Consider the following 16,101-nt stretch of genomic DNA (forward strand, 5'->3'; position numbering starts at 1 on the left):
TTAACTAGAACAGGAAAACCGCTGCCCATTCTCCTGCGTAGGTATAGGTGTAACAACAAAATAAGAATTATGAAAAAAACAGAAATCCAGGTGCAAACAAAATTAGTTGCACCCAAAGAAAACAACAATTCCCGAAGAAAATTCCTGAAAATGGGAAGTTTAGTAGTCGTAGGCTCAGGATTCTTGCTTTCCTGCAGTAGCGACGATGATTTAATGATGAATCCAATGCCCCCAGGTGACGTGTTTGACCTGGGAAGTGGCGACCTGGGAATTTTAAATTATGCCTATGCTTTAGAACAACTGGAAGCTGCTTTTTATACCAATGTACTTAATGGCTCTTACTGGATGAATGCTACTCCAGAAGAAAAATTGATACTGGAAGATCTTTATAAGCACGAAGTGATTCACAGAGAGTTTTTTAAAGCAGCTATAACAGGCGCAGTTGGTAGTGATACGTCAAAAGTATTACCGGAACTGGAATTCGACTTTTCATCAGTAGATTTTAGTAGTAGAAACTCAGTTTTAAGAACGGCCAATATTTTGGAAGATACAGGTGTAGCAGCTTATAACGGTGCTGGCAGTTTACTGGAAACTCCCGGCTACCTTGTACTGGCAGGGAAAATTGTTTCAGTAGAAGCCAGACATGCCGCTGCAATTCGATCTTTATTCCTTGAAGATCCCAAAGCTTTTGCAGGGGATGATGTAATAGATGCCAATGGCCTTGATCTAGCTAAATCACCATCAGAAATTTTAACTGCAGTAGGCCAAACGGGTTTTGTTAAAACCGAATTCACTGCAAATCAATTGCCAACAGGATAATTTTTAATCACCTTAAAAGACATCATTATGAATATCATAAAATTTTTAGACGAATTTACTTCAGACAATCTTACCCGTAAGACTTCTTCAAGACGTGAAATGCTTGGTACTTTTGGTAATTTGAGCAAAAAAGCAGCTATGGTCGCTGTACCATTCGGCCTGGCATCAGGTTCTTCAAAAGCATTTGCAGCCCAGGATGGAAATGCTGCAGTGTCTGCACTACAGCTGGCCTTAACTTTAGAATATCTGGAAGCTGAGTTTTATATGAAAGCTCTTGACTCAGGAGTATTACCTTCAGGGAGTAAAGCTGAAGCCATTTATATGCAGATTTCAAAACATGAAAATGCACACGTTACCTTCCTTAAAAGTGGATTGGGAGACAATTCTATTGATTCACCTGAATTTGATTTTACAGTAGGAGGAATGTTTGACCCCTTTAATGAAAATGGAGCAGGTCAGGAAGTAGCCTACGCGCAACTTCTTGCATTGGCCCAGGCTTTTGAAGACACTGGTGTTCGTGCTTACAAAGGGCAGGCCGGAAATCTAATGGGCACCCCATTCCTCACCCCTGCTCTCCAAATTCACTCTGTAGAAGCAAGACATGCTTCCGAAATCAGGAGGTTAAGAGCAAAAGTATTAGGTGAAGATCTCAACCAAAATGCACTGGGATGGATTACCCTTGATAACAGAGGGCCGGGAATGCCTGAAGCCACCCAGGCCGTATACGACGGAGAAGAAAATGTTATACAGGGCGGTGTAAATCTTACAGATGCCACAGAATTTGATGCAGTTGCCGTTTCACAGGCTTATGATGAGCCTATGGACGGGCAAACAGCCTCTACCATCGCAGGTTTGTTCATAGTTTCTTAATGTTCATAATTCTGTACCTGCTGGAAAGATCGCCTGGTGAAAATCAGGTGGTCTTTTCTTATTATTCTTTTTGGCAAAAAGAAAACTCCTGCACAATAGTGTTTACCTTTTAAAATTCTACCTGAGAAAAACCACAGTAGATATTGCTCATTATTCTTTACATTTAGAAAATAATTATCCCTCAATGCAAGAAGACCAACTAATTTACCAGCTTCAGGCAGGTGACGAAAAGGCTTTTGAAAAAGTTTATCAAATGTATTCCAGGAGCCTGTATGGAATCATATTTAATATCACCCGGGATGAAACTGTTTCAGAAGAAATCCTTCAGGACGTTTTTATGAAAATTTGGGACAATGCATCTTCTTACGATTTTAATAAAGGAAGATTTTTCACCTGGATCCTTAATATAGCGAGGAATGCCTCCATTGATCGCTTAAGATCCAAAGACTTTAAAAATAAAAGATCCAATATCAAAACTGAAAATTTTACCGATATCCTGGAATCTAAATCTAATACAGCCGGAAAACTGGACGCCATTGGTCTTCAAAAATATGTGGATATTCTGGAGCCTGTATGTAAAAAACTTATCGACCTATTATTTTTTAAAGGATTTACTCAAAAAGAGAGTGCTGAAGAACTGCAGATACCTTTGGGTACAGTTAAAACCAGGAACAGGATTTGTATTGATAAATTAAGAGCTTATATAGTAGAATAATGGACATACAGGAATATATATCCTCCGGAATTTTAGAATTGTACGTCTATGGTTCTCTTTCAGAACCAGAAAGCCGGGAAGTGACACGTATGGTCAGGGATTACCCCGAAGTTAAAGCTGAAGTAGAAAAAATAGAAGCTGCACTTCAAAGTTTATCAGCAGCCGCAGCACCATCAGATCCCAAACCTCTATTAGCTCCTTCCCCTGTGGATGGTGCAGGAGGCAAAGAAGTGGTAAAGATGGCACAAAGCAAAACGAATTGGCTAAGCATATTTAGGATGGGCAGCAAGCTTCCTTTTTTTAATAGGTCTTTTTGCTCTATATAATCAAAACCAACATTTAAAAGAATCTTTACAGGCTCTTGAACAAAGGAATAACGAAATAGAAAATGAAATTGCAGATGCCCGAAGAGATGTCACAAAGAAGCAGGAATTATTGAATGTGCTTAGAGATAAAAACATTATAGAAGTTGATCTTGGCGGCCAGGATATAGCTCCTGATGCTTATGCCACTGCTTATTGGGATAAAGAGCAAAATATCACATTTATCGATGCAAAGAACCTTCCCGAACCGCCCAGAGGAATGGTTTACCAGGTTTGGTCATTAAAATTAAGTCCCCTTACTCCTACCAGTCTGGGGCTTCTGGAAAATTTTAAAGAAGATGAAAACAAGATCTTCAGGCTACAAAATTCCCAACCTTCTGAAGGTTTTGGGATTACCTTAGAGCCTGCCGGAGGAAGTGAATCCCCTACTTTAGAAAAACTCTATGCTCTGGGAACAATTTCGTCTTAGATAAAAAACTATTTTTTTGAAAATCTCCTCCTTTATTAATTAAGTGAGGAGATTTTTTTTGCCTCTCCGCTAAAATTAAATGATTTACATTTTTCTGGATCTTCAGCAAAAAAAAATGGATGAAGTAGGTTCATCCATTTTTAAAACTATTTTCACCTTGGGGCAAATGAAAATAAAACTTGATTCAATTAAATTTTTTCGTTGGGGCAAAAAAAGATTAAATCGTTTTGATAATTCAAAGATAAGCTAAAAATCTAATTCTCCAAAAAATTATTGCTTTTAATCTTAATTTTTTGTTTTTAGTCGACAAATTGTGTTTTATTCCTACATAAATTCCTACAAAATTAGAATGATTCTCCCATAGCAGAGGTTTAAAAAGATTCAATAACTTTAACCGCTAAAACTTACTCCCTTGCAAAAAGTGGAAGATATACTTATAGAAAGGCTTCAGGACCATAAAACCAGACATGAAGCCTTTCGGGAATTGCTTTCAACATATAAAGAAAGTTTGTACTGGCACCTTAGGAATATTGTCAAAGATCACCAGGATGCTGATGATGTTCTTCAAAACACATTTATTAAAATTTATAATAACATTGATACCTTCAAGGGGGAAAGTAAACTATACTCCTGGATGTACCGTATTGCAACTAATGAAGCGATCACTTTCCTCAAAAAAAATCCCGGGGGTTGCAATTATCTTCAGAAGAACTTCAGAATAACCTGATAAATAATCTGGAATCTGATGTGTATTTCGAAGGAGATGAAATTCAAATGAAGCTTCAAAAAGCTATCGCCTCTCTTCCGCAGAAACAACAACAGGTTTTCAATATGAAGTATTTTGAGGAATTAAAATACAGGGAAATGGCAGAAATTTTAAGCACTAGCGAAGGAGCCCTTAAAGCTTCCTATCATATAGCAGCAAAAAAAATAGAAGAATTTTTAAAAACCCATTAAACCATTGTTAAGAAAATTAGTCAAATAAACAAATGAAAAAGAATAAGTTATCATATCAGCAAAAAACGGGATTCAGGATCCCTCAAAATTATTTTGAGGATCTTGAAGAAAATTTGATGCGTAAAATCTCGCAGGAAGATATTGATGTTGATAACTTAAAAGTCGCACCTGGCTTTATTGTTCCTCAGGATTATTTTGAAAAATTAGAGGAGCGGGTACTTAAAAGAGTGACTAAAGAACAGGAAAGAGGAAAAATATACTCCCTATTTAATCAACAAATTTTTTATTATGCAGCAGCAGCCGCAGCTATAATTGTATTGCTACTTTCCACCAATTTGTTTAACAATAATGCCCCTCAATATACCATTGATTCTGTAGAACTGTCTGCTCTTGAGGACTATATAGATAATGGTTATATGGATTTTACCTTTGATGAAATCTCATCCTACATAACCGAAGAGGGAAACCCTACCGAAAATTTTAATGTTTCTGCACTTAGTGATGAAGAGGTTTTCATTTATTTAAGCCAGGATGTTGAGGATCCCGGGTTGCTAATTGAATAAAACTATGAAAAAAAATATACTTATTATTTTCCTGTTCCTTACCGCGATTCCGGGTTTATACGCTCAGGATAAAGAAGATAGGGAAGATCACAGGGAAAAAATAAAAGCGCTTAAAGTGGCTTTTATTACTGAAGGTCTTAATATGAGTACAGAATTGGCGCAAAAATTTTGGCCGATTTATAATCGCTACGAACAGCAAAAATGGGCCTTATATAGGAGGGAACATATTGACCTGAATGATGCCGCATCTATCTCTGAGAGTAAAGCGGAAGAAATGCTGAAGGAATATCTTGCTGTTGAAAAAGAAGAATATATTATAAAAAGGGAACTTTTCTCTGATCTTAAAAAGTTCCTGACGGCAAAAGATATAATTAAACTTCACAAGCTGGAGGCAGATTTTAACAAGAAGTTGCTTAAAGAATACCGCACCCGAAAGACTTCTAAAAATAAGGAGTAAATAACACCTGAATTATAACACACTGCGAACAGCTAAGTGTTCGCAGTACTTTTTCCAATTTTCACCTCTTAAATTTAAGTTTTGCCAGCCTGTGTTTTCCTGCAGCATAAGCAATACTGTCGTTCAAAAACCTGATGGTATAAAAGCCCTCGTCACTCAGTTTTATCCATTCTCCCCCTGTGTCCCCCGAATAATATATACCTGAATTCCCTACTGAAACAATTTCTTTACTCTCACCTGCCGGAACGTATCTTACACTACTCATATACCCGGGAGGCTTTGAATCGCTAATAAGAGCCCAGGTCCTGCCTCCATCTACGGTTATTGCTTTATTGGCTTTATTAGCCTCAGGATTTAAGTAATCTCCTCCTATTATTATTCCGTTGTTTTCGTCATAGAAATCAATACTATATCCTCCTGTAGTGGGAGTTCCATGGATCAAAGGAGTGTCGTAAACCTCCCAGCTGTTCCCTTTATCTGGAGAATAAAAAACCCTTGACTTAATACCACCTGAAAGGATCCATGTATGGTCTCCCACAACAGCAATATTCGAGTTGCTCGCTGCAAATGCTGCTTCTCCTTTAGCTGCTTTCGGCAAAAGGCCGCAAGAAAGTTTTTTCCAGCTCTCTCCCCCATTCCTGGTAATAATTATTGACAAACAGTCTTCTGTAGGATCCCCCATAGCTATTCCTTCTTTAGCGTTCCAAAAGGTCATGGAATCATAGAATACCTTTTCGTTTTCCTCCTTATAAACCAGCTCCATGCTTCCGTTTTCACTAAGTTTTATATAAAAGTGCAGGGTTTCCCACGCTTAGCATAAAAAAGTCAGATGAAGTACTGGCAACGGCACGAAATTCCGGGGAGATGGAATCAAACCTTTGCTTATTCGTTCGTACTACACCTGCATTAGAGTCGTATAATCCATAAGTTCCATAATTACAGCAAATGCTAAATCTTCTCCCATTAATTCAATGGCACGTATACTAATAGTGTCTTCCAGTAAATCTTCAATTTCTACATTAGTAAATCCTTTTTTTCTTCGGAACTACAACCTATTATAAATAAAATTGATACCAGGTATATTGCTTTCATTTCCATAATTTAGGCTAATATAAAATTTCGCCGTCAAAATTAAGTACCTTTGCAGCTTATAAAAACTTTATGCGCTTACACAGGAATTTAGTCTTTGCAACCATTGACGCACTCTCAGAAATTTTTAATGAAGGAAATTATGCCGATAAGGTTATAGAAAAAACCTTGAAGAGGGACAAACGATGGGGCTCCCGTGACCGTAGCTTTATTGCTGAAACCACTTATGACATTGTTAGATGGAAGCGATTATATGCTGAAATTGCTGAAGTAAAAGCTCCTTATTCCCGGGAAAATCTTTTCAGAATGTTTGCTGTTTGGGCGACTTTACGCGGAGTGGAATTACCGGACTGGAAGCAGATAGAACCTACACCGAGCAGAAGGATTAAAGGAAAATTTGATGAACTTAGCAAAATAAGAAAGTATAGAGAATCTGTGCCAGACTGGCTGGATGAGTTGGGGGTAAAAGAATTGGGCGAAAAGGTTTGGGAAAAAGAGATACATGCTCTTAACCAACAGGCGCTATTGTTCTAAGAACCAACACTCTTAAAATTACGAGGGATAAGCTGCGTAGCGTACTTAAAGATGAAGGTATTGTCACCGAGCTAGTAAAAGGTTTTCCTGAAGCTCTTCAACTGGAAGAGAGAGCAAATGTTTTTAAGACTGAAGCTTTTAAAAATGGATTTTTTGAAGTTCAGGATGCTTCCTCACAACTGGTCGCTAATTTCCTGAATGTTGAGCCGGGAATGCGCGTTGTAGATACCTGTGCTGGTGCTTAGGTGGAAAGACATTGCACATAGCCGCTATAATGGAAAATAAAGGCCAGATCATAGCCACAGATATTTATGAGAATAAGCTAAAAGAATTAAAGCGACGGGCAAAACGAGCCGGGGCACATAATATTGAACCACGGGCAATTGATTCCACAAAAGTGGTGAAGAAATTGTATGGTACTGCAGACAGGGTTTTAATTGATGCTCCCTGCAGTGGCCTTGGAGTCTTAAGCCGTAATCCCGATGCTAAATGGAAACTACAGCCGGAGTTTATTGAAACAATAAAAATAACCCAGTCTCAAATTCTTGATCAATATTCCCGAATAGTAAAATCGGGAGGAAAAATGGTATACGCGACCTGTTCAGTTCTACCTTCAGAGAACCAGGAACAGGTAGAGAAATTCCTGAAAGGAGATGCAGGAAAAGACTTTAGCTTTATAAAGGACCAGAAGATTCTCTCATCAGAATCAGGTTTTGACGGATTTTATATGGCACTACTGGAGAAGAAGGAATAGTAAATGTTTCCGGAAACCAGGTCCTTCTTTTTATCTAAATCTGTTTTTATTGAGATACCTCTTCTAAAAAAATTATTATCTTCCTTTTAGATTTAAGGTATATGAGACAAACATTCATTTTATTCCCAATCCTCATACTATTATTTAGTTCCTGCGAAGGAGATGATGCCATGGACCCCATACTTATTGAAGAAGAATTTTCAATAGACCTTTTTTTCTCTGAATATGTTGAGGGAACATCTTTTAATAAAGCTCTGGAAATAGCCAATTTTACAGGAGAGACAATAGATTTGGAGGCCTCAGGGTATTCCATTAGAAAACAATCCAACGGTGAAGGAAACTGGATGGGAGAACTTATACTTACCGGAAGTATTCTCAACGAGGAAGTATTTGTCATTGGTAACGAATCTTCCACAGAACCAGACCTTTTAAACTCTGCTCAACAATTAAAATCTGGCGCTCCTATGGACTTTAATGGGAATGACGCCATTGGACTTTTTAAAGATGATGTCCTTATAGATGTCATTGGAGTCTTAGATGAAGTCGAAGATTATGGAAAAGATGTTACTCTAAGAAGGGTGACTGAAATAACAGAACCCTCTGCAATATTTAATTCAGGGGAATGGGAAGCCTTCGAAGTGGACGATTTTTCTGGCCTTGGCAGCCATTCTTTGCAATAAGCTTTCCTGAATAAATATTCTTCCTTAGTAGAATTTATTCCTGAACTTGCTAGAGTATTTCCTTTTAAAAATCTTAAATTTGGTCTTTCTTTTTTCAACAAAAAATAACGCAGAATGATCCTCTTCTTCGGAACCCAAACCTCCCGGGTTTATGCAGTGCAAACGCACTCTGCACTTACAGCCTCGGATATTTCAAAATTAAACTGGCTTTTTGGCAACTCCCAATATCTCAATAAATCTGCACTGGCAGATTTTTTTGTTGGTCCGCGTGCCGCAATGATCTCCCCCTGGAGCACAAATGCGGTGGAGATTACACAAACTATGGGAATAAGAGGAATTTTGAGAATTGAGGAATTTTTAAAAGTAGATTCGAAATTCACCAATTTTGATCCAATGCTCTCTCAAAAGTTCAATGGTCTTGATCAGGATATTTTTACTGTTAAGACTGATCCACATCCGGTTATTGAAGTGGAAGACATAGCTGCTTTTAATAAACAGGAAGGTTTAGCTTTAAATGATGAAGAAGTTGAGTACCTGCAAGATCTGTCAAAGAAGGTGGAAAGAAAACTTACAGATTCTGAAGTCTTCGGATTTTCCCAGGTTAATTCTGAGCACTGTCGGCACAAAATTTTTAATGGAAGGTTTGTCATTGATGGAGAAGAAAAACCTTCCAGTTTATTCAAGCTTATCAAAAAAACTTCCGAAGTAAACCCGAACGAAATAGTTTCAGCTTATAAAGATAATGTCGCTTTTATAAAAGGGCCGAGAATAGAACAATTTGCACCAAAATCTGCAGATGTACCAGATTATTATTATTCCAAAGACTTTGAGTCTGTAATATCCCTAAAAGCGGAAACTCATAATTTTCCGACAACTGTAGAACCTTTTAATGGTGCTGCTACAGGAAGTGGTGGAGAAATAAGAGACAGGCTTGCCGGAGGAAAAGGTTCACTTCCACTTGCAGGAACTGCTGTTTATATGACATCTTATTCGAGACTGGAAGAAGACCGCGACTGGGAAAAAGGAGTAGCCGAAAGAGAATGGCTTTACCAAACACCTCTGGAAATTTTAATTAAAGCATCAAACGGAGCATCAGATTTTGGAAACAAATTTGGGCAGCCTTTGATAACAGGTTCTGTACTCACTTTTGAACACAAGGAACACAATCGTACCCTTGGTTTTGATAAGGTAATTATGCTGGCAGGCGGAGTGGGATATGGAAAAGCCGATCAGGCAATTAAGGACGTTCCGAAGAAAGGGGATAAAATAGTTGTACTGGGTGGTGAAAATTACCGCATTGGTATGGGTGGAGCCGCAGTTTCTTCTGCAGACACCGGAGAATTCAGCAGCGGAATTGAATTAAACGCGATTCAACGTGCAAATCCCGAAATGCAAAAACGCGCTTCAAACGCTATTCGTGGAATGGTGGAAAGTGACCATAATCCTATTGTTTCCATTCATGATCACGGAGCGGGCGGACATTTAAACTGCCTTAGCGAACTTGTGGAAGACACGGGTGGTAACATAGATCTTGACGCACTTCCTGTAGGTGACCCTACCCTTTCTGCCAAAGAAATTATTGGCAATGAATCCCAGGAGAGAATGGGACTTATTATTTCTGAAAAAGATATGGAAATTCTTAGAAGAGTTTCTGAAAGAGAAAAAGCCCCTATGTACAGCGTTGGTGAGGTTACCGATGACCGCAACTTTAAATTCGAGAGCAAAACCAGTGGAGAAAAACCTATGGATCTTTCTTTGGCCGATATGTTTGGAAGTTCTCCTAAGACCGTTATGGCCGATAAAACGGTAAAAAGAGATTATGAAGGCCTGGTTTATCAATCCTCAAAAATTCCAACTTATCTCGAGCAGGTCCTTCAACTGGAAGCCGTGGCCTGTAAAGATTGGTTAACAAACAAAGTTGACCGTTGTGTTAGCGGCCGGGTTGCAAAACAGCAAACTGCTAGGTCCCCTGCAGTTACCATTAAATAACTGTGGAGTGATGGCTTTGGATTTTAATGGTAAAGAAGGTGTTGCGACCAGTCTTGGCCACTCCCCTGTTTCGGCTCTTATAGATCCAGTAGCGGGATCAAGAAATTCTATTGCCGAAGCATTAAGTAATATTGTTTGGGCACCTTTGGAAAAAGGATTAAAATCTGTTTCACTTTCTGCTAACTGGATGTGGCCCTGTAACAATGAAGGAGAAGATGCCAGGTTATATGAGGCTGTAAAAGGAGTTTCAGACTTTGCAATTGCCCTCGGAATTAATGTTCCTACAGGTAAAGATTCTCTTTCTATGAAACAAAAGTATAAAGAAGGAGATGTACTTGCCCCGGGAACTGTCATTATTTCGGCTGCAGGACATTGTGATGATGTTACAAAAGTAATTGAGCCTGTATTACAAAAGGACGGGGGTGCGATTTACTATATAAATCTTTCCCGGGACGATTTTAAATTAGGTGGTTCTTCTTTGGCTCAGGTATTAAATAAAGTGGGCAATGAAGCACCTACTATTAAAGACGAAAAGAAATTTGCAGAAGCTTTTAATAACATTCAGGCCCTTGTAAAACAGGAAATGATAGTGGCTGGTCACGATGTTGCTTCAGGAGGATTAATTACGACACTTTTAGAAATGTGTTTTGCAGATGTTAATTTGGGGGCAGACATTGATCTTTCAGAATTAAATGAGAAAGACCTGGTGAAGCTTCTTTTTAATGAAAACTGCGGAATTGTTTTTCAGGCAAAAGATAATCTTGCTGAAAGATTTTTAAAAGAGAATGGTATAGACTTCTTCCGGATTGGGACAGTAACAGAAGGAAATTCGTTAAACATTAAGAACGGCGAAGAATCCCTGAATTTTAATATTTCTGATTTAAGAAATACGTGGTTCAAAACTTCCTTCCTGCTTGACCAAAAACAAAGTGGAATAGATAAAGCGACAGAAAGATATAAGAATTACGCGCTGCAGCCGCTGCAGTTTATTTTTCCTGAAGGTTTCACGGGACAACTTCCCGACATTGATAAATCTGCACCCAGGATAAAAGCGGCTATAATTAGAGAGAAAGGATCTAATAGTGAACGAGAAATGGCCAGAGCGATGCATTTCGCGGGTTTTGATGTGAAGGACGTACATATGACAGATCTTATCACGGGCAGGGAAAATCTTGAGGACATAAAATTTATTGCTGCAGTTGGTGGATTCTCAAATTCAGATGTGTTGGGAAGTGCCAAAGGTTGGGCGGGAGCTTTTCTATACAATGAGAAAGCGAAAACGGCACTTGACAACTTTTTTCAAAAAGAAGATACCTTGTCTATTGGAGTTTGTAATGGCTGCCAGCTATTTATGGAATTAGGACTAATTAATCCCGATCACGATGAAAAACCAAAGATGCTTCACAACGCTTCAAAGAAATTTGAATGTACTTTTACTTCAGTTGAAATTAAAGAAAATAAATCAATAATGTTAGGTTCCCTGGCCGGAACTAAATTGGGAATTTGGGCTGCACATGGGGAAGGAAAGTTCAGCTTCCCTTATACTAAAGATCGCTATAATATAGTGGGAGAATACGGCTATGACAAATATCCCTCAAATCCCAACGGCTCAAATCACAATACTGCCATGCTTACAGATGACACAGGAAGACACCTCGTGATGATGCCGCATTTAGAACGATCTACTTTTCCCTGGAATTGGGCTTATTATCCTAAAGGACGAAAAGATAAGGTTACCCCCTGGCTCGAGGCCTTTGTAAATGCCCGTAAATGGCTCGAAGAGCAGTCGTAAAACAATAATTCAAAACCTTCAATGGCTCCTTCACAGGAGCCTTTTTTATTATATAAGTTCAATATAGTATTTCAGTATAATCCCGGCAGAGGGCATTATTATTAAATGGACACCAGTCAGATTTTTCTCATTTTTCAAAAAAACCTGTTAAAAATCTTCGTTTTTATCTTCAAAATGCTGCTTTAATGCATTATTAACAAAGGTTTAGCCAAACATTAATATACAGGCCTGTATCTAAATAGTAATTTTATTTTTTTATAAACACATATTTAAAAACCAAAAAATTGAATTATGGCAGAAATTAAAATTGAAAAGAAAAAACCAGTATGGCCTTGGATATTACTGGCTTTAATAATCTTAGGTATTATTCTATATTTTGTTTTCGCAGACAATGATAACGAAATAGATGACGTAGACGAAAATAATACTGAGCAAATTGAGGATACAACCTATACCAGTACACAAACAAGTGCAGGTGAAGTTGGAACATTGGCTAAGTACCACAAGTGATACATTAAATGGAGATAATGTTTCTAATTATATTGCTCATGTAGGAGATAAAAGTAGAATGGGTATAGATCATGAATATACTAACAATGCTCTTATTCATCTTGTTGAAGCAGTTAATTCTAAAGCAAGTGAACTCAACGTTAATGTGAGTACAGATATGCAGTCAATAAGACAGGATGCTCAACAAATTACTCAAAATCCTCAGGCTACAAACCACGCAAATAAAATTAAAGATGCAGGGACAAAGCTGGCCGATGTTTTGAAAAAAATTCAGGAACAACAGTTTCCCAACCTGGCAGGTGATGTAGAAGAAGTGAAGACAGCTGCCAATAATATTAAGCCGTCTGTTCAAACTTTAGAACAAAAAGATCAAGTCAATAAATTCTTTGATGAAGCGGCCGATGTGCTTAAAAAAATGAGCTAATAAAAATAAAAATTGAAATTATGTCGACTAAAGATAGAAACACCAATAAACATTTATTTTACCTTAATGAATTGTCTGACTATAAAGTAGCAAGTCACGATCCCGATGTGAGGGGTTGGCAGGTAAAAGATAAAGATAACCGCGTTATAGGAAAGGTAGATAATCTTCTTGTGAATAAAGTAGCAGAAAGAGTGGTATACCTGGATGTGGAAGTTGATAAGACGATTATTGAAGCAGATCATGATCCATATGGTAAATCTGCCAATAACGACATTCGCGAATTTATTAATAAGGAGGGTGAAAATCACATTATTATTCCTGTAGGCCTAGTTAGTCTTAATAATGATCAAAAATTTGTTTATACCGATCAAATTGATCACAGGACCTTTGCTGAAACGAAACGCTATGAAAAAGGAACTAATGTCAATAGAGAATATGAAGTGGTTGTCTTGGAATCATATGATAGAAGGAATGACAGAATAAGTGGAGATTCAGGAAGTAGCCTCGGCGATAGAACAACTACCGGAACTACCTCCAGGAGTACCTTCAACGATGATGATAATTTTGACAGAACAGGAGATACTTTTTCAAGTGACAGGGACCGTAACCGTGCGGGAAAAGATACCTTCTCTGATGACAGAGATTTCGACAGGACTTCAGGAACTACCGGAAGTACATTCTCTGACGATAGGGATCGTACAAGAACAGAGAGATCATCTGAAGATAAATTTTCTGATGACCGTGAGTATAGCCGGACTTCCGGAACAACCGGAAATCGATTTGACGAGGATAAAGATATTAGCCGTACCGGAAGTACCTATGGACACGATCGCAATGATAACGACAGCGGAATATCGGACAGAGACAGAAATGATGACTACCGCAGTGACAGAGACAGGAGACACTCTGATGATGATTTTTACGAAAGAAGAGAATTTAACGGTTCTCACTTCCGCAGAAATCGATAAAATTAGTATTGAAATGAACAGAAAGGGGAAACGCAATGTTTCCCCTTTTTTATTTTAGTCAATTAGAGATAACTGGATTCGTTTATTATCTATATCTACGTCAAGAACCTTTACTACAAGCTGTTGATTAAGTTTAACTACAGCGTTAACATCGCTAATAAATTCATTCGCCAATTTGGAAATATGAATTAATCCACTCTCTTTAATTCCAATATCTACAAAACATCCAAAATTTGTAATGTTATTTACTATTCCGGGTAACCTCATTCCCGTATGAAGATCTTCAATTTTTTTTACTGAAGGATCAAAGGAAAATTTTCTAAGGGATTTACGTGGATCTATTCCGGGCTTTTCCAGTTCTCTAAAAATATCTTCAAGAGTAGGTAAACCCAAATCCCCTGTCACATATTTTTCCCGTTGGATCTTTTTTAAAATATCCTTATTGCCAATCAAGTCATTAATGGTGAGACTTTCATCTTTGGCCATTTTCTCCACTACATCATATCGCTCTGGATGTACAGAGGAATTGTCCAGGGGATTTTTACCATTTCTTATTCTAAGGAAACCTGCAGCCTGTTCAAACGCTTTTGCCCCTAACCTGGGAATCTTAAGTAATTCCTTCCTGTCCTTTAAATTTCCTTTTTCCTTCCGGTAATTCACAATATTTTCTGCCAAAGAAGGACCTATTCCTGAAACATAAGAAAGCAGTTCTTTACTTGCGGTATTCACATTAACTCCTATTCTGTTAACACAACTAACAACAACCCCATCTAGTTTTTCTTTTAACCTTGTTTGATCCACCTCATGTTGATACTGCCCCACTCCTATTGCCTTTGGTTCAATTTTCACAAGTTCAGCCAAAGGGTCGCTCAACCTTCTTCCTATTGAAACAGAACCTCTTACTGTTACGTCGTAGTCAGGAAATTCATCCCTCGCTATTTTTGAAGCGGAATAAACCGAGGCTCCTGCCTCATTTACTACAAAAATTTCAACCTCCCTGTCAAGTTGAACCTTTTTAATAAATTCTTCTGTTTCCCTGGAAGCTGTTCCATTACCAATCGCTATTGCTTCTATCTTATACGCATTAACCAGAGATTTCACTTTCTTTGTGGCCATTGCAATCTCCTTTTGAGGCGGATGCGGATAAATGGTTTCGTTGTAAAGGAGAGAACCATTTTCATCAAGACATACGATCTTACAACCCGATCTAAAGCCGGGATCAATTCCTAATATTCGCTTTCCTCCTAAAGGTGGAGACAAGAGTAATTGCTCAAGATTAGTGGCAAATACTTTAATTGCTTCCTCATCTGCTTTATTTTTTGCCTCTCCAAGAAATTCTGTAAAAAACGAAGGTTTCAAAAGTCGATTATAAGCATCTTCAATAGCTTCTTTAATAACTGTTGCTGAAGTATGTCGTTGGTTTTTTATGAAGATCCTTGAAATTCTGGAAAGAGCTTCCTCGGGTTCAATTTCAATCTTCAACCTCAGGATCCCCTCATTTGCAGCACGATAAATTGCCAGAAATCGATGGGAGGGTATCTTATTTAATGCCTCCTCCCAATTAAAATATTGGTTAAATTTTTGGGAAGCAGGATCATCAGCTTTCTTCTTAACCACGACAGAAGTTATGGTAGCTTTCCTGCTGTATAAAGAACGAAGGTCTGCGCGTATTTTCTGGTCTTCATTTACCCATTCGGCAATAATATCTTTGGCTCCCTGCAAGGCTTCCTCTTCTGAATTTATTTTTGTATTCAGAAATCGTGATGCAGCATTACTTAAATTTATTTCCTGTTGAGCTACAATTATTCTTGCCAGTGGTTCAAGACCTGCTTCGCGGGCACTATCTGCTTTTGTTTTTCTTTTCTTTTTATAGGGTAGATAAAGATCTTCAACTTCAGTAAGATTGCCAGCCTTATTAATTGCCCTTTCAAGTTCAGGTGTTAGAGCTTCCTGCTCCCCAATGGCTTTTATAATAGCTGACTTTCGACTTTCTAAAATTCCATGTGTCTTAAGTAGACTCGCCACTTGTTCTATTTGTACTTCATCCAGGTTTCCGGTTTGTTCCTTTCTATATCTGGCGATAAAAGGAACAGTGGCATCAGAATCTAGTAATTCGACCGTATTTTTTATAGAGCGTTCAGGTAAACCTGAATATTTTAATATATATTTTTCTGAAGTCAAAATTTGA

General features: G+C 38.0%; 13 protein-coding genes and 3 pseudogenes. 14 read left to right on the forward strand and 2 right to left on the reverse strand.

Annotated features, from left to right (window positions below):
• Positions 1–69: 69 nt before the first annotated feature.
• The 8 genes and pseudogenes from LZ575_RS05005 to LZ575_RS05035 all read left to right on the forward strand — a co-directional run bounded on the left by LZ575_RS05005 (position 70) and on the right by LZ575_RS05035 (position 5,173).
• Positions 70–819, forward strand: a complete 750-nt coding sequence (locus LZ575_RS05005; protein WP_235329505.1) for a ferritin-like domain-containing protein — start codon at positions 70–72, stop codon at positions 817–819.
• Positions 820–846: 27 nt separating this feature from the next.
• Positions 847–1,689: a ferritin-like domain-containing protein gene (locus tag LZ575_RS05010; RefSeq protein WP_235329507.1), complete on the forward strand. Its 843-nt coding sequence runs from the start codon at positions 847–849 to the stop codon at positions 1,687–1,689.
• 184 nt (positions 1,690–1,873) lie between these two features.
• Positions 1,874–2,404, forward strand: coding sequence for an RNA polymerase sigma factor (locus tag LZ575_RS05015; protein WP_235329509.1), 531 nt, complete (start codon positions 1,874–1,876; stop codon positions 2,402–2,404).
• Positions 2,404–2,730: a hypothetical protein gene (locus LZ575_RS23290; protein WP_311195979.1), complete on the forward strand. Its 327-nt coding sequence runs from the start codon at positions 2,404–2,406 to the stop codon at positions 2,728–2,730. Before LZ575_RS05015 ends, LZ575_RS23290 begins: the two co-directional genes overlap by 1 nt.
• Positions 2,708–3,196 carry an anti-sigma factor gene (locus LZ575_RS23295; RefSeq protein WP_311196090.1) on the forward strand — a complete coding sequence of 163 codons (489 nt, stop codon included), beginning with the start codon at positions 2,708–2,710 and terminating at the stop codon, positions 3,194–3,196. The genes LZ575_RS23290 and LZ575_RS23295 overlap by 23 nt, the downstream gene beginning before the upstream one ends.
• Before the next feature lie 412 nt (positions 3,197–3,608).
• Positions 3,609–4,153: pseudogene (locus tag LZ575_RS05025) on the forward strand (RNA polymerase sigma factor).
• Positions 4,154–4,185: 32 nt separating this feature from the next.
• On the forward strand, positions 4,186–4,716 hold the full coding sequence (locus LZ575_RS05030) for a hypothetical protein (RefSeq protein WP_235329511.1): 531 nt from the start codon (positions 4,186–4,188) through the stop codon (positions 4,714–4,716).
• A gap of 4 nt (positions 4,717–4,720) precedes the next feature.
• Positions 4,721–5,173 (forward strand): hypothetical protein, encoded by a 453-nt coding sequence (locus LZ575_RS05035; protein WP_235329513.1) that lies wholly within the window; start codon positions 4,721–4,723, stop codon positions 5,171–5,173.
• Between the two features lie 61 nt (positions 5,174–5,234).
• Here the strand turns inward: LZ575_RS05035 and LZ575_RS05040 are convergent, their stop codons facing one another.
• The gene (locus tag LZ575_RS05040; protein WP_311195980.1) at positions 5,235–5,936 is read right to left on the reverse strand and encodes a hypothetical protein; all 702 of its coding nucleotides are present in this window, start codon (positions 5,934–5,936) and stop codon (positions 5,235–5,237) included.
• Positions 5,937–6,334: 398 nt separating this feature from the next.
• Here LZ575_RS05040 and LZ575_RS05045 point away from each other — a divergent pair.
• The 6 genes and pseudogenes from LZ575_RS05045 (at position 6,335) to LZ575_RS05070 (ending at position 13,913) form a co-directional block, all read left to right on the forward strand.
• A pseudogene (locus LZ575_RS05045) lies at positions 6,335–7,550 on the forward strand (RsmB/NOP family class I SAM-dependent RNA methyltransferase).
• Between the two features lie 101 nt (positions 7,551–7,651).
• Complete coding sequence (locus LZ575_RS05050; RefSeq protein WP_235329515.1) at positions 7,652–8,230, forward strand: hypothetical protein; 579 nt, start codon at positions 7,652–7,654, stop codon at positions 8,228–8,230.
• 114 nt (positions 8,231–8,344) lie between these two features.
• Positions 8,345–12,011 (forward strand): annotated as a pseudogene (purL, locus tag LZ575_RS05055) (phosphoribosylformylglycinamidine synthase).
• 291 nt (positions 12,012–12,302) lie between these two features.
• A complete protein-coding gene (locus LZ575_RS05060) occupies positions 12,303–12,521 on the forward strand; it encodes a hypothetical protein (RefSeq protein WP_235329517.1) in 219 nt (72 codons plus the stop codon).
• The gene (locus tag LZ575_RS05065; protein WP_235329519.1) at positions 12,487–12,945 is read left to right on the forward strand and encodes a hypothetical protein; all 459 of its coding nucleotides are present in this window, start codon (positions 12,487–12,489) and stop codon (positions 12,943–12,945) included. The genes LZ575_RS05060 and LZ575_RS05065 overlap by 35 nt, the downstream gene beginning before the upstream one ends.
• A gap of 20 nt (positions 12,946–12,965) precedes the next feature.
• Positions 12,966–13,913, forward strand: a complete 948-nt coding sequence (locus LZ575_RS05070; RefSeq protein ID WP_235329521.1) for a hypothetical protein — start codon at positions 12,966–12,968, stop codon at positions 13,911–13,913.
• 54 nt (positions 13,914–13,967) lie between these two features.
• Here LZ575_RS05070 and LZ575_RS05075 read toward each other — a convergent pair whose 3' ends face one another.
• Positions 13,968–16,094, reverse strand: coding sequence for a Tex family protein (locus LZ575_RS05075; RefSeq protein ID WP_235330675.1), 2,127 nt, complete (start codon positions 16,092–16,094; stop codon positions 13,968–13,970).
• Positions 16,095–16,101: the final 7 nt, after the last annotated feature.

It is taken from the genome of Antarcticibacterium sp. 1MA-6-2 (assembly GCF_021535135.1).
Lineage (GTDB): Bacteria > Bacteroidota > Bacteroidia > Flavobacteriales > Flavobacteriaceae > Gillisia.